This window comes from Calothrix anomala FACHB-343 (genome assembly GCF_014696435.1).
Taxonomy (GTDB): domain Bacteria; phylum Cyanobacteriota; class Cyanobacteriia; order Cyanobacteriales; family Nostocaceae; genus Aulosira; species Aulosira anomala_A.
This window is the reverse complement of record NZ_JACJQG010000003.1, coordinates 203697-222396: the sequence shown is the minus strand read 5'-3', so window position 1 is coordinate 222396 and position 18700 is coordinate 203697. Positions and strand designations below refer to the sequence as shown.

Annotated in this window: 10 protein-coding genes and 1 tRNA gene; 6 read left to right on the top strand and 5 right to left on the bottom strand. The window is 40.8% G+C overall.

What is annotated here, in order from left to right; all coding sequences use genetic code 11:
* Nucleotides 1-51 precede the first annotated feature (51 nt).
* Together H6G08_RS02720 and H6G08_RS02715 are read left to right on the top strand one after the other, a co-directional pair.
* A complete protein-coding gene (locus H6G08_RS02720; RefSeq protein WP_190538748.1) occupies nt 52-5196 on the top strand; it encodes an nSTAND1 domain-containing NTPase in 5145 nt (1714 codons plus the stop codon).
* Between the two features lie 19 nt (nt 5197-5215).
* A complete protein-coding gene (locus H6G08_RS02715) occupies nt 5216-5365 on the top strand; it encodes a hypothetical protein (RefSeq protein WP_190538747.1) in 150 nt (49 codons plus the stop codon).
* A gap of 247 nt (nt 5366-5612) precedes the next feature.
* Here the strand turns inward: H6G08_RS02715 and H6G08_RS02710 are convergent, their stop codons facing one another.
* Entirely contained in the window at nt 5613-6206 is a 594-nt protein-coding gene (locus H6G08_RS02710; protein WP_190538746.1) for a nuclear transport factor 2 family protein, read from the bottom strand.
* 148 nt (nt 6207-6354) lie between these two features.
* Here H6G08_RS02710 and H6G08_RS02705 point away from each other — a divergent pair, with 148 nt between their 5' ends.
* Nucleotides 6355-11805 (top strand): ATP-binding sensor histidine kinase, encoded by a 5451-nt coding sequence (locus tag H6G08_RS02705; protein ID WP_190538745.1) that lies wholly within the window; start codon nt 6355-6357, stop codon nt 11803-11805.
* 125 nt (nt 11806-11930) lie between these two features.
* Here H6G08_RS02705 and H6G08_RS02700 read toward each other — a convergent pair whose 3' ends face one another.
* The 3 genes from H6G08_RS02700 to H6G08_RS02690 form a co-directional block, all read right to left on the bottom strand.
* Nucleotides 11931-13124: a site-specific integrase gene (locus H6G08_RS02700; RefSeq protein ID WP_190538744.1), complete on the bottom strand. Its 1194-nt coding sequence runs from the start codon at nt 13122-13124 to the stop codon at nt 11931-11933.
* Between the two features lie 178 nt (nt 13125-13302).
* A tRNA-Arg gene (locus H6G08_RS02695) sits at nt 13303-13376 on the bottom strand.
* Between the two features lie 33 nt (nt 13377-13409).
* Nucleotides 13410-14507, bottom strand: coding sequence for a tocopherol cyclase family protein (locus H6G08_RS02690; RefSeq protein WP_190538769.1), 1098 nt, complete (start codon nt 14505-14507; stop codon nt 13410-13412).
* Between the two features lie 121 nt (nt 14508-14628).
* Between H6G08_RS02690 and H6G08_RS38480 the strand changes: the two genes are divergently transcribed.
* The 3 genes from H6G08_RS38480 to H6G08_RS02680 all read left to right on the top strand — a co-directional run bounded on the left by H6G08_RS38480 (nt 14629) and on the right by H6G08_RS02680 (nt 17045).
* On the top strand, nt 14629-14880 hold the full coding sequence (locus tag H6G08_RS38480; RefSeq protein ID WP_313940975.1) for a WD40 repeat domain-containing protein: 252 nt from the start codon (nt 14629-14631) through the stop codon (nt 14878-14880).
* 9 nt (nt 14881-14889) lie between these two features.
* Nucleotides 14890-15540, top strand: coding sequence for a WD40 repeat domain-containing protein (locus H6G08_RS02685; RefSeq protein ID WP_313940973.1), 651 nt, complete (start codon nt 14890-14892; stop codon nt 15538-15540).
* A 71-nt stretch (nt 15541-15611) separates the two neighbouring features.
* Nucleotides 15612-17045 (top strand): WD40 domain-containing protein, encoded by a 1434-nt coding sequence (locus H6G08_RS02680; RefSeq protein WP_190538743.1) that lies wholly within the window; start codon nt 15612-15614, stop codon nt 17043-17045.
* Nucleotides 17046-17079: 34 nt separating this feature from the next.
* Here H6G08_RS02680 and H6G08_RS02675 read toward each other — a convergent pair whose 3' ends face one another.
* A complete protein-coding gene (locus tag H6G08_RS02675) occupies nt 17080-18534 on the bottom strand; it encodes a GTP-binding protein (protein WP_190538742.1) in 1455 nt (484 codons plus the stop codon).
* Nucleotides 18535-18700 lie beyond the last annotated feature (166 nt).

The following is an 18700-nucleotide window of genomic DNA, read 5'->3' as shown; positions in this document are numbered from 1 at the left end:
TTTGTTTACATAATCAACTAGTTTACCTGATACTTAAATTCATTGGCAGCTATGGAAAGAGAAGCACTGGTGATCGGCATTAATCGCTATCCTACCTTGATACAAAAACCTAGCGATCGCCCGCCGCATCTCAAAGCCCCAGCAACTGATGCCGAAGCCATAGCCCAAATCCTGGAAACTTATGGTAAATTCCATGTCGAGCGTTTACCAGTAGCTTATAATCAGGATGGATCTTACTTTGTCGATCCTCAGCAGCAGCTAACAGTCCAAGAATTAGAAACAGCTATTGTTCAACTTTTCAATCCCCCTGGGCGCAGCATTCCTGATACAGCCTTGCTGTTTTTTGCGGGGCATGGTTTACGCAAAGATATCGGTGGAGTCACAGAAGGCTTTTTAGCTGCCAGCGATACTTGTCCTGTGATTGGACAGTGGGGACTTTCCCTAGACTGGCTACGCAAACTTTTACAATCTTCGCCAGTGCGGCAGCAAATTGTGTGGTTAGATTGTTGTTATAGCGGTGAGTTATTGAGTTTCGATGATGCCGATCCTGGGAGTTTTGAGACAAAGGATAGATGTTTAATTACCGCTTCTCGTGAATTTGAAGTCGCCTATGAAGAGTTGAGTGGCAATCATGGGATTTTGAGTGGCGCATTAGTAGAAGCACTTAAACCGGAAAATCATGCTGAAGGCTGGGTGACAAACTACTCCCTGGTTGACTTAATCAAGCAGCAGCTAAAAACTGCCCGTCAGCGTCCGATTTTTCATAACACTGGCACAGAAATTATCCTCACGGGACAAAAAGAAAAAATTGACCGTGCTGTTTTAATGGCAGAATTCTGCCCTTACAAAGGTTTAGCAGCTTTTGAATTTAACGAATCAGACCCGAAATATTTCTACGGACGCACCGCTTTAACTGATTCGCTGTTGGAGAATATTAGGCAAGGGAATTTTTTGGCAGTTGTCGGCGCTTCGGGAAGTGGTAAATCTAGTGTAGTTAAGGCAGGTTTACTGCATCAACTGAAGTTAGGCAAAAGATTGGGAGGAAGCGATCAATGGGTAATCAAGATTTTTCGCCCCGGAGAGCATCCCCTCAAAAGTTTAGCTAGAGTATTTTTAGATAATATAATTCCTCCCCAGGTTCAGGATGCCCAAACACAGACAGATACACCCAAATCTGAACTTGAAACAGCAGAAGAGTTACTCAATCAGGGTGCAAGGGGATTAACTCAATTAGTCCAAGCCACATTACATCAGCTAGAGCCTGATGCAAACACTCCATCCTTGCAAACCCCAGTTTCCCATCCCGGCATTTCTCACAAAACGGTAGGGGCAGGTTCACGAGATATTCGTGAATCATCGAAGCATATTTGTGAACCCGCCCCTACAGCCTCTGGGCCTAGATTTTATAAATTTGGTGAGAAATCCGGGCATCGTCTCATTCTCGTCATTGACCAATTTGAAGAAGTTTTTACTCTCTGTAAAGATGAAAACGAACGACAGGAGTTTTTTGAGTGTTTGTTAGGGGCATTAAATAATTCTCTGTTGACAGTGGTAATGACGATGCGGGCAGATTTTTTTGGGAAATGTGCCGAACAAGAATATGCAGGATTAGCACAGAAAATTCAAGAGAATCTGATTACTGTCACCCCCATGAATAAAAAGGAGTTGACAGAAGCCATTACCCAACCTGCCTATCAAGTCGGGTTAGAAGTGCAACGGGAACTAGTAGAACAAATGTTAGCCGATGTGGAAGGCCCTGGTAGTTTACCTTTGTTGCAATATACCCTAACGGAATTATGGCGGAAGCGAGAGGTGAATCGCTTAACTCTGGCAGAATATAGCAGACTGGGTGGAGTTAAAGGCACGCTACAAAAACGGGCTGATGAAGTTTATGATGCTCTCGACTCCACAGAACAACTGACTGCTAAACGGATATTCATTGAGTTAACTCAGTTGGGAGAAGGAACAGAAGACACCCGCAGACAGGTGTTTAAGACAGATTTAGTCAACCCCCAGCAATCGGCTGAAGTGGTGGAACAAGTGCTAATGAAGTTGACAGATGCCAGATTAGTGGTGACATCGGAACTGCAAGCACGGGGAGAGAGTCAAAAGACCGTGACAGTGGTGGATGTAACTCATGAAGCATTGATTCGCCATTGGCCAAGACTGCGTGCTTGGGTGAGTGAAAACCGAGCCGCCATCCGCGTTGAGCGCAAGATTGAGGCAGCATCAGAGGAGTGGGAAAGTAAAAACAAGTCCAAAGATTATCTGTTTACCGGGTCAAAATTGGCAGAAGCAGAGAATTACTTACAAGAGTATGGGGATCTCGGTTTGCTGTCGCATTTAGCATCGGAATTTGTGCAGAAAAGTATTCAGCAACGTAATACAAGTAAATGGGTTAGGTTTGGCGTAGTTGCTGCTTTTGTAGGCGTGGTAGCTATAGGCGCAGTGGCTTCAACAATTTTTGGATTTGAGTCTCGCAAACAAGCAAGCATCGCTAATCTGAGAGAAAAAGCTACAAATATCAAATATTTACTGTCATTATCAACAAATGTAGAGCCATTAATTTCAGCAATTGGGGCAACTGGTGAAAGTCAGTCACAACTGGGGGAAGTTTTAAGTGAAGTTCAATCTAGTTTATTAGAAGCAATAGAAGCTGTGCGTGAGCGCAATATTTTTTCCGGTCATACAGGACGTGTCACGGATCTGGCGTTCAGTCCCGATGGTCAGTACATTGTCAGTGGCAGTGATGACAGTAATGACAAGACGCTACGGATGTGGGATACAAAAGGCAAGTTGCTCCACACCCTCAACGGTCATACCGATACTGTCACGGATCTGGCGTTCAGTCCCGATGGTCAGTACATTGTCAGTGGCAGTAGTGACAAGACGCTACGGATGTGGGATACAAAAGGCAAGTTGCTCCACACCCTCAACGGTCATACCGATACTGTCACGGATCTGGCGTTCAGTCCCGATGGTCAGTATATTGTCAGTGGCAGTAGTGACAAGACGCTACGGATGTGGGATACAAAAGGCAAGTTGCTCCACACCCTCAACGGTCATACAGCACCTGTCACGGCGCTGGCGTTCAGTCCCAATGGTCAGTACATTGTCAGTGGCAGTAATGACAAGACGCTACGGATGTGGGATACAAACGGCAACTTGCTCCACACCCTCAACGGTCATACAGCACCTGTCACGGCGCTGGCGTTCAGTCCCGATGGTCAGTACATTGTCAGTGGCAGTAGTGACAATACGCTACGGATGTGGGATACAAACGGCAAGTTGCTCCACACCCTCAACGGTCATACATCTGTTGTCTGGGCGCTGGCGTTCAGTCCCGATGGTCAGTACATTGTCAGTGGCAGTAATGACTATACGCTACGGATGTGGGATACAAAAGGCAAGTTGCTCCACACCCTCAACGGTTATACAGGTCTTGCCAGGGCGTTGGCGTTCAGTCCCGATGGTCAGTATATTGTCAGTGGCAGTAATGACAATACGCTACGGATGTGGGATACAAACGGCAACTTGCTCCACACCCTCAACGGTCATACACGTGAAGTCACGGCGCTGGCGTTTAGTCCCAATGGTCAGTATATTGTCAGTGGCAGTTATGACAACACGCTACGGATGTGGGATACAAAAGGCAAGTTGCTTCACGCCCTCAAGGGTCATACAGGAGGTGTCAATGCGCTGGCGTTCAGTCTCAATGGTCAGTACATTGTCAGTGGCAGTAATGACAAGACGCTACGGATGTGGGATACAAACGGCAAGTTGCTCCACACCCTCAATGGTTATACGGGTCTTGTCAGGGGGCTGGCGTTCAGTCCCGATGGTCAGTATATTGTTAGTGGCATTGATGACAAGACGCTACGGATGTGGGATACAAAAGGCAAGTTGCTCCACACCCTCAAGGGTCATACAGGAGGTGTCAATGCGCTGGCGTTCAGTCCCGATGGTCAGTACATTGTCAGTGGCAGTGTAGACAATACGCTACGGATGTGGGATACAAAAGGCAAGTTGCTCCACACCCTCAAGGGTCATACAGGAGGTGTCAATGCGCTGGCGTTCAGTCCCGATGGTCAGTATATTGTCAGTGGCAGTGTAGACAATACGCTACGGATGTGGGATACAAAAGGCAAGTTGCTCCACACCCTCAACGGTCATACAGCACCTGTCACAGCACTGGCGTTCAGTCCCGATGGTCAGTATACTGTAAGTAGCAGTTATGACAAGACGCTACGGTTGTGGGATACAAAAGGCAACTTGCTCCACACCCTCAAGGGTCATACAAGTTATGTCACGGTGCTAGCGTTTAGTCCCGATGGTCAGTACATTGTCAGTGGCAGTGATGACAACACGCTACGGTTGTGGGATACAAAAGGCAAGTTGCTCCACACCCTCAACGGTCATACAGAACGTGTCAGGGCGCTGGCGTTCAGTCGCGATGGTCAGTATATTGTCAGTGGCAGTGATGACAACACGCTACGGTTGTGGGCTGGTGGTAATTGGCAAGATTGGCTAAAAGTGGGGTGCAATAATTTACACGAGCATCCTACACTTCTAGAAGCTAAGACTGACGAAGCAAAAGCCGCAGCGCAAACCTGTCTCGACTTTGCCAAATGGAGCAACAGCGAAAAAGCTCAATTTCTAGTTAATCAAGGTCAAGCCATAGCAAAGGCAGATGGTGATATCAAAACTGCGGAAGCTAAGTTTAATCAAGCCCGAAAATTGGATTCTAACGTAGCTATCCCTAGTACAACAGAAGTCAGACAGTTAGCTGCCCTTGCTTTGGTTACTCAGGGAGAAAAGCTCGTTAAAGATGGTAAAGTCAAGGAAGCTCTTGCTGCCTACGCAGATGCACAAAAATTCGACCCCAACTTGAAAATATCTGCTGATTCTTGGAATAAACTCTGTGGGAATGGCAGTTTGAGGGGATATGCCGCAGATGTCATGTTTGCCTGTGATAAAGCGGTGGCACTTGAGCCTGAAAATATAAACATTCGTCCAATTCGGGGTATTGCTAGGACGCTGACTGGAAATACTCAAGGAGCAATTGAAGACTTTGAGGCATTTATCAAATCGACTGATAATAAGCAAGACAAAGCACAAATGCAAAGTTGGGTTAATGCTCTCCGTGCTGGTAAAAATCCTTTCACTGAGGAAGAGAAGCAACGTCTATTAAACTGAAGTTCGCCTCAAGCAAAAAATGGTAGTAATAGGCGATCGCACTTCAGAATATCTTCAACTCGCTATCATTAAATTTAGAATACACGACCAGGCACAATGGGCTGTTGATGGGAGTGCGATCGCAGATAATCCCACACCCATTAAAATAACCCTGGAGAAGGGGAATTAAATCTCTTGCTCCCCTCTCCTGGTGGGAGAGGGGCTGGGGGTGAGGGCAGAACGTTGTCGCCAAGCGGGTTTCGCCTTAAGGTGACACAGGTGCGTAGAGTGCGCGCCCCGCCGCTTGGGGCTTGTGATGTTCTTTCCCATGCCCCATGCCCCAAGCCCAATTCCCAATATCCAAAAACTCCACCCACAATGGGATGGAGTTTTTCATGAAAATAAGAAAATTTTTGTGGAGTTTCCTAAAAATTAACCTAGCTTGAAGGCATCATTAAACGTTGCCCACTAGGAGGAGAAGAAAGGTTTAAGAAGGTGATTAATTTCAGTGTGCGACGGCGAATTTTCCAACGCCCATTTTGTTGGATCACTTCATCTTCATAAGTACCATTAGCAACATCAATGCTAGTTTCAGAACGTTTGTGAGTCGCATGGAGATAAGAAGTCATTGTTGCCTTATTACCATTCACATTAATGTTGATTGTACCTATCAAATGTTGGGTAGCTACATAACCATTCCCTTGGAATACAGCATAAACAAAATCTGCCCAAGCATTGGTACCGATATATGTCTGGGTGACTCCACTAGGGAAAACTGCTGTAATCGTTGCATCCGGTGTAAAGCAGTTCGGATAAATATTCTTTCCTTCTATGAGATCTCCTCTCCCAATTGCATCTGTTCCCAAAGCATAGCAAACCGTCAATTTTTCAATATCTGATTGAGCATTAGGTTGCGACGCAAAAGCAAATTCAAATGTCCCCCCTAGTATTACAAGTACAGTAGCAACCACTGCTATTAAGGTTGTCATACCTGGAAAACTCATCAATCGCTGATATTTGTTTTTTTTCATTTAATTTTGCTACCCTACGTAAGTCATTACCAATTGTTCTACCTAGAATTGCCCATCTAAATATAGATGTCAATGTTTTTACAGCAATGCTAAATACTGTTGCATATTTGGGAATACTAAATGCGAAACTCGCAAATATACAATGAGTATGGTTAGCACTCAAATTACTATTCCCGGATATCAAGTCAAAGAAATCATTTATGATGGTTCCAAGACTTTGGTATATCGAGCAATCCGAGAACAAGATTCCTTAAGAGTAGTCATCAAACTGCTGAAAAATCCTTATCCTAGCTTTAGCGAACTGGTACAATTTCGTAATCAATATACTATTGCTAAAAATCTTGACTTCCAAGGAATCATCCAAACCTATAGCTTAGAAACTTACCAAAATGGTTATATATTGGTGATGGAAGACTTTGGGGGAATTTCTCTCAAGGATTATTTTACTCATAATAATTTACAGATAACGCTTCTACAGGAATTCTTGCCAATTGCTGTATCTCTGTGCGATACCTTAGATTTTCTCTATCATCAGAAAATTATTCATAAAGATATTAAACCCGCCAATATTTTAATTAATCCCGAAACCAAGCAAGTTAAATTAATAGATTTTAGTATTGCTTCCTTACTCCCAAGGGAAACCGAATCCCTGAAAAATCCTCAAGTTTTGGAAGGAACATTATCCTATATATCACCCGAACAAACGGGGAGAATGAATCGCGTAATTGATTATCGCACTGATTTTTATTCTTTAGGCGTAACTTTTTACGAATTATTAACTGGTCAATTACCATTTCAATCAGCAGATCTGATGGAGTTGATACATAGTCATATTGCTAAAATGCCTGCGGTATTAGGGAACAGGGAAGAGATTCCCCCAGTACTGTCAGATATTGTGATGAAACTGATGGCGAAAAATGCGGAAGACCGTTATCAAAGTGCCTTAGGATTAAAGCATGATTTAGAAAAATGTTTAGAACAAATCACAGAAATCGGGGAAATTAATGATTTTGAAATTGGGAAGCGGGATATTTGCGATCGCTTTCTCATCCCTGAAAAATTATATGGTAGAGAAAAGGAAGTTGAGCAACTATTAGCAGCATTTGCCAGGGTTTCTCAAGGTGATAGCGAACTCATGTTAATTGCTGGGTTTTCTGGTATTGGTAAAACTGTGGTAGTTAACGAAGTTCATAAACCCATTGTTAAACAACGGGGATATTTTATTAAAGGCAAATTTGACCAGTTTAATCGAAATATTCCTTTTTCAGCATTTGTGCAAGCATTTCGGGATTTGATGGGGCAATTACTCGCTGAAACTGATGCGCAAATCCAACAATGGAAAAGTAAAATTATTCAGGCATTAGGGAACGATGGACAGGTAATTATTGATGTTATTCCCGAATTAGCAAGAATTATTGGTCAACAACCACCTGCAATAGAATTATCTGGGACTGCGGCTCAAAATAGATTTAATTTATTATTCCAGAATTTTCTGCAACTATTTACCAGCAAAGAGCATCCTTTAGTAATATTTTTGGATGATTTACAATGGGCTGATTTGGCTTCATTGAAGTTAATTCAATTATTAATATCAGAAACAAATCAAGGATATTTACTCTTAATTGGTGCATATCGAGATAATGAAGTCTCCCCAGCTCATCCGTTGATTATGACCTTAGATGGGATTAGCAACGCGGGGGCGATTGTAAATACACTTACCCTCCAACCTCTGAGTCAATTACACTTGAATCAACTCGTAGTTGAAACATTAAAGTGTGCAGAAAATTTGGCATTCCCTCTTTCGCAATTGATTTATCGCAAAACTCAAGGTAATCCTTTTTTTGTTACGCAGTTTCTCAAGTCATTACATGAAGATGAACTAATTATTTTTAATTGGCAAGAGGGATGCTGGGAATGTGATATTGCTCAAATCAATCAGCAAACACTCACTTCAGATGTTGTTGAGTTTATGGTATTTCAATTACAAAAATTACCAGAATTGACTCAACAAGTATTAAAGCTTGCTGCTTGTATTGGCAACTCTTTTGATTTAAATACATTAGCAATTGTGTGCCAATTATCGGTCGTAGAAACAGCTGCATCTTTATGGAAAGCCTTGCAGTCAGATTTTATTTTGCCCCAAAGTGCGGTTTATAAGTTTTATCAAGATGCTGAAGAACAAACTCAACTGACAATTAGCAATAAGCACAGCTTAATGCCTTTGGCGTATCACCACACAGCTAAGTATAAATTCTTGCATGACCGCATCCAACAAGCAGCTTATTCTCTAATTCTGGAAGCAAACAGACAAAAGACACATTTACAAATTGGGCGATTGCTTTTACAAAGTATTCCCCCAGCCAAACAAGGAGAACAGATTTTTGATATTGTCAACCAGTTAAATATTGGTAGGGTATTAATTGACGATATCCAAGAACGAAATCAATTAGCGCAATTAAATCTGATTGCTGGAACAAAAGCGAAAGCTGCGACTGCTTATACTGCGGCTGTGGAATATTCTTTGATTGGGTTAGAATTACTTGATGAAGATAGCTGGAAAAAGCAATATCAATTAACATTAGAATTACATGTATTAGTTGCTGAATCTGCTTATTTAAGTGGTAATTTTGAGCAGATGCAACATTTTACAGCAATCATTCTGCAAAATGCCAAAACATTACTAGATAAGGTTTCTATCTACGAAATTCAGATTACTGCTTGCATTATGCAAAGCAAACAAATAGAAGGAATCCAAATTGCCCGCTCAATTCTGCAACAATTAGGCATTAATTTTCCCGAACAACCAACACCCTTAGATATTCAACAAGGTTTACAGCAAGTTGTTGACAATTTACAGGGTAAATCTATCGCGGAATTAGTTCATTTACCAATAATGACAAACCCCGAAAACATCGCAGCGATGAAAATCTTAATGCGAGTCCTTCCTGCGGCTTTTCAAAGCGATCCGGTAATGGTTCCCTTAATCACCTTTGCAATGGTTCAGTTATCGATTAAATACGGCAATACACCTGTTTCTGCCTATGGTTATAGTTTGTATGGATTGCTGCTTTGTGGAGCCTTTAGTGATATTAACGCTGGCTGTGAATTTGGTAAATTAGCTTTGGGCATATTATCCAAATTTAATTCTTCAGAACTAAAAGCGAAGATATTAACTGTTGTTAATGCACACATAGCCCATTGGCAACAGCATATTAAGGACACATTAACACCTGCGATCGAAGGTTATTCTACAGGGCTAGAAACAGGCGATCTCGAATATGCTGGTTATTGTGCTTATATTTATCCAGTTCATTCTTTTTGGCTAGGGAAGGAACTAGAAATTCTAGAGAAAGACTTTAGTATTTATGTTGATTCTTTAAAAAAAATCAAGCAGCAAGTCGCTTTCTATTGGAGTTCAATTTATTACCAAACTGTGTTTAATCTCCAGGGTAAGTCGGAAAATATATATAAGCTAATTGGCACAGCATATGATGAAGAAGCTATGTTAATTACCCATCAAAAAGCCAATGACTTGTATACAATTAATCACTTGTTTGTAAATAAACTATTCATCAGTTATTTATTCGATGATTATGACCAGGCATTAAAAAATTCTGAAATGACAGAACAGTCTCTAGGAGGAGTTACTGGGCTGGTTGTTGTGCCTTTGTTTTATTTTTACGATTCTTTAGTACGATTAGCTTTGTATTCTAGAGTTCCCCTTTCTGAGCAACAAGCAATTATAGAAAAAGTCCAGAATAATCAGGAAAAAATGGCAGTTTGGGCTAATCATGCCCCGATGAATTATTTACATAAATTCAACCTAGTCAATGCAGAAAAATATCGAGTTTTAGACAGAAAATATGAAGCGGGAGATTGGTACGATCGCGCTATTTCTCTTGCCAAAACAAACGGTTACAGTCAAGAAGAAGCCTTAGCCAACGAACTTGCTGCTAAATTTTATCTTGACTGGGAAAAAGAAACAGTCGCCGCAGGATATATGCAACAAGCATACTACTGCTATTCCCGTTGGGGTGCTAAAGCCAAAACCAACGACTTAGAAAAACGCTATCCTCAACTACTCAAACCCATCCTGCAACAAAGACGAATTCACCCCAATCCTTGGGAAACAATCTCCACCATTGTGTTTCGTAAAACATCTTCATCTGCTCATAGTTCCACGGCTAGTACTAGCAATATTTCGGAAATTCTAGACTTTACCAGTGTACTCAAAGCGGCTCAAACTATTTCTAGCAGTATCGAATTAGATCAACTCCTCACTAGCCTCACCAAAATAATCTTAGAAAACTCTGGTGCAAAAAAATCTGTCTTAATTCTCCCCCAAGAAGATACTTGGAAAATCCGAGCAATCACTTCTATTAATTCTCAAATGCAAATCCAAACATTGCTCGAACAAAAGTTACTAGATACTTGTCAAGATGTACCCCAAAAAATTATTAATTACGTTACTAATACTCAGCAAACAATAGTTATAGATAACTGTCAAACAGATATTCCTGGACTAATTAGCGAATATATACTCACACACCAACCAAAAAGTATATTATGCACACCAATTATTAACCAAGGAAATTTAGTAGGTATTCTCTATCTAGAAAATCAACTCACAAACGGGGTATTTACCCAAGAACGGTTGCAAGTAATTAATCTACTTTCCTCCCAAGCAGCTATCTCTTTAGAAAATGCTCGACTTTATCAAAAAGTCCAACAAGCGTTAGAAGATTTACAACAAGTCCAATTACAAATCGTCCAGAGTGAAAAAATGTCAGCATTGGGCAATTTAGTAGCAGGGGTGGCACATGAAATGAATAATCCTCTTGGTTTTATTTCTGCCAGTCTTACACAAGCTAAACCTACAATTGCTGATATTAGCGAACACCTAAAATTGTATCAAGCAACTCTACCTAATCCAACTGAAGAAATTATTGATCACGCCACAGAAATTGACCTAGATTACATCCAAGAAGACTTACCAAAGATGATGGATGCAATGGTTATGGCTTGCGATCGCCTGAAAAATATCAGTACCAGTCTTCGCATTTTTTCACGAGCAGATAAAGATTACAAAGTACCTTTTAATATCCATGAAGGTATCAATAGCACTATTTTAATTCTGAAACATCGTCTTAAAGCTAACGAACAACGTCCAGCTATTGAGGTGGTTACTGATTATGGTAATTTACCACAGGTTGAATGCTTCCCTGGGCAATTAAATCAGGTATTTATGAATATTTTAGCCAATGCCATTGATGCTTTAGAAGAAGCAAATAATGGGCGGAGTTTTGCAGAAATTAAAGCAAATCCCAACCAAATTACCATTAAAACTTCACTAGAAGGGAAGCACGTAAAGATTTCTATTGCTGATAATGCTCTGGGGATGAGTGCAGAAGTAAAAGACAAGATATTCGAGCATTTATTTACTACGAAAGCTGTCGGGAAAGGAACAGGATTAGGATTGGCGATCGCTCGGCAAATTGTAGTAGATAAACACTCTGGGTTACTCGAATGCAATTCCTCTCTAGGAAAAGGAACTGAGTTTATCATTCAAATACCTATAGCGAGCCTAAATGAGTCGTAAAATTTTTCGTTGACGCAGGGAACAGCCTGGAAAATGGTGCCTTACGCTATTTTGCAGTGGATATTTGAGTGGCTTATGCGACACACTACTGCGGAAAATTGACCTTTTATAAGGTAATTGATTAATTAAAATTCTGGAACAAACAAATCTCTTTTATTACCTGCATAGTGTTTATAAATTATCTCAGGAGAATTACCAACTAACCGAGCAACGTCTTTAGCATCTAATCCATTTTCTAGTGCTAAGGTAATAAAAGTGTGTCTAGTTTGATAAGGTTTTCTATATTCAATTCCTAATCCATTTAGTACAGGTTTCCATACACGGTTTCTAAAGTTGCCAGTATCAATGTAAGTTTTTCCTTGAGGACTGGGGAACAAAATATCATCATTGTTTTTACCTTCACATACTCTTTCAAGTATAGGTTTCAATTTTTGATTAACAGGAAATTTCCTTTTCTCTTGAGTCTTTAATCCAGATTTTTTGGCTAATCCGTTGTCTGTTAGCACGACTGCACAATCAAATGTTACATATCTAAAGTCGCTTGAAATGTTTTTTCTCTCTAGTGCGATCGCTTCTGAAGGTCTACAACCAGTGAGAAATAAGAACTCTACATAGTCACTATAATAAGAATGCTTAACTCTAGAGTATTTAGAACAAAATTTATTACTCCTAAATGCTTCGATTATTAAATCTCTTTCATATACACTAAATGGGTTTATTTCGCCATCATCATTTTTTTGAGATTTAGGAATTGTGATTTTACTAGACATGCCCTTAAAAGGATTATTAGTAATAATTTGAGACTCAATTGCCCAATCACAACAAGCACTTAAACGCACAATAAACCTTTTAGCCGATTCTGGAGGAATATTACTTAAAACCCAATCCCTAATTTCAACTGCTTTCTCTAAATCATGAGTAGGTAATTTGGATAGGTAGTTGCTAAAAACTCTATATTGAAATCTCATTGTGCTGGGTGATGAGATTTTCTTTTTGTGTTCTATAAATTGTTCCCAAATTTCATTAAGGCTAATAGGATATTCTGATTTCTCTGCTTCTACTAATCGAAAGGATTCAGGACGGTATTTATTTAATGTGTAGTCAAATGTCCCTGGAACCAGAATATTACCTTGAATGTCTCTCTCTATCTCTTTGGCTTTGGCTTCTGCTATCTGGCGGTTCCCTGGCGTGTCATCTAGTCCAAGTGTTAAGTATTTTTGCTTTCCATTAAATAATTGCCGGGGTAACGACAACCGTAAGCGCTTGCGGAAACTTTCAACTACGACGGAACCTTTAGTATTGCGTTTTCCTGATTGCATAATGAATATCTTAGACGCTCAGTCTAACATACCATATTTGTGATAGTCATTTGATAGTCAATTTGGGTTGTTTAACAAATGCTAGACAGTGCTTATGTACTATATTTCAGCAATGAAGACAAAAAATAAATCCCTAAAACCTTTATCATTCATAGGTTCCAGGGATTTAGGATATCTACGGGACTGGTGCGTCTCGAACGCACGGCCTAGCGCTTAGGAGGCGCTCGCTCTGTCCAACTGAGCTACAGCCCCAATTAGCAACCATATATAATAATAGCAGTATTGCTAACTAGACTGCCACGCCTCATCCCAAGAACCACCACCAACTTCTACGCCACACAGAGAACTTTGTGCTTGGAGAATAATTTGAGATTTACCTTCACTAACATCACGCAATTGCAATTCTAATTTGCCTTGCATCGTATCCCGACAACAGTAAATTAAACCCTCTGCCGTTGGCGCACGTAAAGGTGTACCCGGTAAATCTGTAGTTCCAATTAACTCAATTTCATAATGGGAATTTCTCCCTTGCATTTCCCATCTTCCCCAAGGCTGAATATTCCATGTAACTTGTGAATTCCAAGGTACAAATTCATAAAACCTACCTTGATAATGCAAGCCAATCATCGCTACAGATTCCATCCACCACAATACACCCCGTCTGCCACCCCCTGCGGTTAATGCTAAATCTGCTTCGCCATCAAAGCTATTACAATTTAACCAAAACCATTTTTGCGGAAACGCACCGCCCCAATTTTTCTCACCATAAGCTGGGGCGTTAGTGAATTCATATATTTTCCCATTCCAATCAATCCAACCGCTAGCCAAACCATGAGCCATTAAAATCTGCCAGCCTGGTTCAAAAATCTGCAAAAATGATACCCAGCCCGCAGTTGATTGTTGTAGACTGCCATGATTACCCCAGCAATACACGGGCTTTATTTCATACTCCCAACGGCAGTAATTACCAGTAGCCGGATCGCTAATTATTCCCTGATTTAAAGTCGCTGTAGCTTGATAACCTTGTTGAATGTGGCTGGCAAACTCTGCGGGGAGAAGGTAAAAAGGTTTAGTGGTTAAATCTGTTTGTCCCCAATGACCCAAAGCTAACACATCCTTACTCGCCCAGAATTTTTTTACATCCGGGAAAGTCCGACATAAATATTCATCATTCGCCCCTAAAACTTGCGCTGCACCACCGCTATAAGGTTGATTACCGATAGGGTCTTCAATAGAATACATAAAAGCAAAAGTTTGCCCACAATCGGGTAAAGTAACCCGATAATACCACCCTTCAAAAAAACGGCGATCGCTTCCATCCCAATGGTAACCAGCATGGGGTGTTTGCGTCATATCAAGGAGATTTTTGGGAATACTCAGCATAGTTTCAATGTGTTGTCTATTTCCCAGTATGCACAATAGAGTTGGTTTAGCGATCGCGATCGCAATTTCGCGCACAAGGTTATTACAATAGAGTGAGTGTAAATTTATACGTTAATTTGCTATGCAAGATTTAATATTTGTACACAGCCTGAAAGGACATTCAGATAAAGTAAAGTCTGTTGTCTTTAGTCCTAATGGGGAAATGCTAGCCAGTGGTAGTGATGACAAAACTATAAAAATTTGGCATTTAGCTAATCAAGAATCTCGCACCCTGAAACTCAGAGAATCTTCCTGGTTTGGAGGCGTGAATTCAGTAGCTTTTAGTCCCGATGGCAAAAAATTAGCTAGTGCTAACGATGATAAAACTATTTAATTATGGGATGTGAACAACGGAAATGAAATTAGCACATTCACAGGACATGAAGACAAGGTTTATTCTGTTGCATTCAGCCCAGATGGCAAAACTTTAGCTAGCAGCAGTAAAGATAAAACTGTTAAATTGTGGTCGTTGGAAACAGGCAGAGAATTATACTCACTTAAGGGACATACAGATGATGTTTTATGTGTTGCATTCAGCCCAGATGGTAATATTTTAGCTACTGGAGGTGCTGGTAATGATAAAACTATTAAACTTTGGTACTTGACTAAACAAAAAGCTTTAACTCTTATTGGTCATGCTGACTGGTTTGGTGGAATTAATTCTCTGGCTTTTAGTCCAGATGGTAAAACATTAGCCAGTGGTAGTTGGGATAAAACAATAAAGTTATGGCATGTAGAAAATGGTCAAGAGTTGCACACCTTTACAGGACATTTGGATCGTGTTTGTTCTGTCGCCTTTCATCCAAATGGCAAAATTATAGCCAGTGGTAGTCAAGACAAAACAATCAAAGTATGGCAAGTAAATAATCCCAAAGAAATCTCTACCTTTTCATCTCCCGATGGTGATGTTTATGCAGTTGCCTTTAGTCCCAATGGTAAGCTGTTAGCTAGCGGCAACAAAGATAAAACTATTACACTCTTCCCTTTTTCGTGAAGCAGTCAGATTAAGTAAATTTCTGGGAATACTAAGCATAGTTTCAATCTGTTACCTACCTATATCCCAGTATGCGCTTTGATATCAATCGTGCCTACCAAATTCTGGAATTGAAACCTGATGCATCACCCCAAGACATCAAGCAAGCTTACCGCCGTCTCGCCAAAATTTGGCATCCAGATAGTTTTCTGGAACCGCAGCAAAAGCTGGTAGCAGAGGAAAAAATTAAAGAAATTAATCAAGCTTACGATAAATTAAAGTCTCATCCAGCAGAGGCGACGATAAATCAATCTGCAAATAAATCTTCGTCAACAGAGGATATCAAGGTTGATGCTTATCAATCTAATGCCGAAACTTTCTATCAACGCGGCATGAAAAATGCTCAACAAGGCAAATATCCAGAAGCAATTGAAGATTTTACCCAAGCAATTCGCCTCAATCCTAATTACTTTGAAGCTTATAAATATCGTGGTTTAGCTTGCTCAAAATTAGGCTATGAAAATCGAGCTAAATCTGATTTACAAAATGCTGCCAAACTAGAACTGCAACAGAAAATTAAACCGCCTCAACCTACATCATCACCAAAGCCACCGCCATCTGATTCACAAAATCAAAGTTCACCTTGGAAATGTGTAAATACTTTAAATCATTTAGGTTGGGTTTTAGCAGCAGCAATTAGTCGAGATGGACAATATATTGCTAGTGGAACTAGTGACAAAACTGTTAAAATTTGGCATTTGCAAACAGGACAATTATTACATACTTTAACTGGTCATAGTAAATGGGTCAGATGCCTAGCTTTTAGCCCAGATAGTCAAACTTTAGTTAGTGGTAGTAATGATGGCACTATTAATATTTGGCAAGTATCTACAGGGAAATTAATCAACACAATTAAGGTACATTCAACCCCTGTAGTTGCTGTTGCTATTAGTGCTGATGGTCAAACTCTGTATAGCGGCGGTACAGATAGTGCAATTAAAATTACCCATATAGCTATGGGGCAATTACTCCAAGTTCTCAAAGGACATGCTGATGTAGTTTATTCCCTGGCTATGTCTCCTAACCAGGATATATTAGTTAGTGGAAGTGGCGATCGCACTGTTAAAATCTGGAAAGTCAAAAGTAAAAAACTGTTGCTGACATTGGTGGGACATTCCAGTTGGGTAACAGGTGTCGCCATTAGTCCCGATGGGCAAATTATCGCCAGTAGCAGTTATGATCAAACTCTCAAGCTATGGAATCCCAGTACAGCTAAAATAATTAACACCCTCGCCGGACATCACAGTTATATTTGGGCTGTGGCTTTTAGTCCTGATGGTGATTATTTAGCTAGCGGTAGCGCCGACCATACTGTGAGAATATGGCATGTGAAAACAGGACAACAGCTTTATACTTTAGCTCATCATACCGACTGGGTTAACTGTTTGGCTTTCAGTCCCGATGGTAAAACCCTGGTTAGTGGTAGCCGCGATATGACAGTTAAAGTTTGGCGATGTGTTACTTAACGATACCTAATTTGGAATAATGCGATCGCACTTTTCAATTCTTTAATTTCACCTTCAGCTTTAATTCTTCTTTAATGCGGTTGAGAATGGAAGTCTCATCCAAAGTTGATAAAATCTGACTAATGACCGCTTTTGGCCCGTCAGGCCCCCAAGTTGCGCCATTAGCTAAATAAGCTTTAGTTACCTGTCCAATTCCATAGGAAGAAACACCAGCAACCCCAGCTTGGGTAACAGCTACGGAAATATAAGGGCCGATAGCTACACCTGCTGTTGCCGTTGCCGAAATCCCCAGTATTGTTTTTAACCCACTCAAACCTAAATTAGCCAAGAGTTCACTGACACCAATACCGCCCATACTCAAGGCAATTTTTTGCAGTAATTGTACAGCCCCGGCTTCAGTCATGGGAATACCGTAAAGCTTAGATAATCCCAAAATCAGAAAAATATCGATAGCAATGCTACTCAGTATATCAACAACAGTTACCGGATTAAGTGCGATCGCTAATGCCTTAGTCATCACCGCTTTCCAAATTAGCTGATTGGCATTCTGTTCGCGAATCATCAGTTTACGCTGGACTAGTTGCTCATTCACCACATCCGCGTAAAGCATAGTATTTAAAGCCACTAACGCCTTACCTTCACGCTGAAGAATTTCTAATATTTTCAGCTTTAGTTCATCAATTTGGGCATTCCCTGTGCGTAACTGAATCCCCCGACTACCATCAGCCCGCATCACCGCAGTTTTTACCAATGGTGAAGCCGCCGCCATGACAATTTCTAAAGGCGAGACTAATTCCTTTACCCGCTCATCCCGAATTTTATGATAAATTGCCATCCGATCCGCTTCGGGATACTGGTCTACCTTGTTAAACACTAGAATGATTGGTTTACCAGCTTCCCGCAACTGAGAAAGCGCCTGATGTTCTAACTTTGTCATATCCCCAGAAATCACAAACAGAATCAAATCTGCCTGTTTTGCCACCTGTTCCGCTAAAGCTGTACGGGTATCGCCATCAATTTCATCTAATCCCGGCGTGTCGATTAATTCTACCTGCGATTGACCCCCAGCAGGTAAAGTTACCCGCAAAGCCCTTTCAGTTTCACCAATTAACTCTTCGCTAATACTCCAGTTAACCGTTTGTGCATCGCGAGTTACACCATGTAAAGGCCCGGTTTCAAACACAGGTTGTCCCACTAAAGCATTCAATAGCGAAGATTTCCCCCGTCCCACCATGCCAAAAGCAGCAATTTGCAGTACCATGCGGTCTAATTTTCCCAGCATGGTTTCCAAATCGTCAATTTCTGTCTCTAAACCCCGTTTTTCTTGGGGGGAGAGGTCGAGATTAGCTACTAAATTACGTAACGCCGTTTGTGCCCGTTTATAGTTGAGTTCTGTTTGAATATCTTCAAAACTAAAAATGGCACTATCTAATTCTTCCTCCCAGTTGGGTGAATTGCTGTGATGAGGTTCGGGCAATATCGAAGTCATGGTTTATTAAAAGGCAGAGGGCAGAGGGCAGAGGGCAGAAGGGAATAAAAGAATAAATATCTATGACAGAAGTTACGCAAAATACCTTTGAAACTCTTATTTCTTCGTGTCCTTCGTGTCTTCGTGGTTCGTTTCTTCCGTAGTTTGTGCATCAGTTCTATATGAC

Bases quoted from the DNA above. Each gene is read 5' to 3' on its own strand.
- H6G08_RS02720 (WP_190538748.1), top strand. From the start codon at position 52: ATGGAAAGAGAAGCACTGGTGATCGGCATTAATCGCTATCCTACCTTG.
- H6G08_RS02715 (WP_190538747.1), top strand. From the start codon at position 5,216: ATGGTAGTAATAGGCGATCGCACTTCAGAATATCTTCAACTCGCTATC.
- H6G08_RS02710 (WP_190538746.1), bottom strand. From the start codon at position 6,206: ATGAAAAAAAACAAATATCAGCGATTGATGAGTTTTCCAGGTATGACA.
- H6G08_RS02705 (WP_190538745.1), top strand. From the start codon at position 6,355: ATGGTTAGCACTCAAATTACTATTCCCGGATATCAAGTCAAAGAAATC.
- H6G08_RS02700 (WP_190538744.1), bottom strand. From the start codon at position 13,124: ATGCAATCAGGAAAACGCAATACTAAAGGTTCCGTCGTAGTTGAAAGT.
- H6G08_RS02690 (WP_190538769.1), bottom strand. From the start codon at position 14,507: ATGCTGAGTATTCCCAAAAATCTCCTTGATATGACGCAAACACCCCAT.
- H6G08_RS38480 (WP_313940975.1), top strand. From the start codon at position 14,629: ATGCAAGATTTAATATTTGTACACAGCCTGAAAGGACATTCAGATAAA.
- H6G08_RS02680 (WP_190538743.1), top strand. From the start codon at position 15,612: ATGCGCTTTGATATCAATCGTGCCTACCAAATTCTGGAATTGAAACCT.
- H6G08_RS02675 (WP_190538742.1), bottom strand. From the start codon at position 18,534: ATGACTTCGATATTGCCCGAACCTCATCACAGCAATTCACCCAACTGG.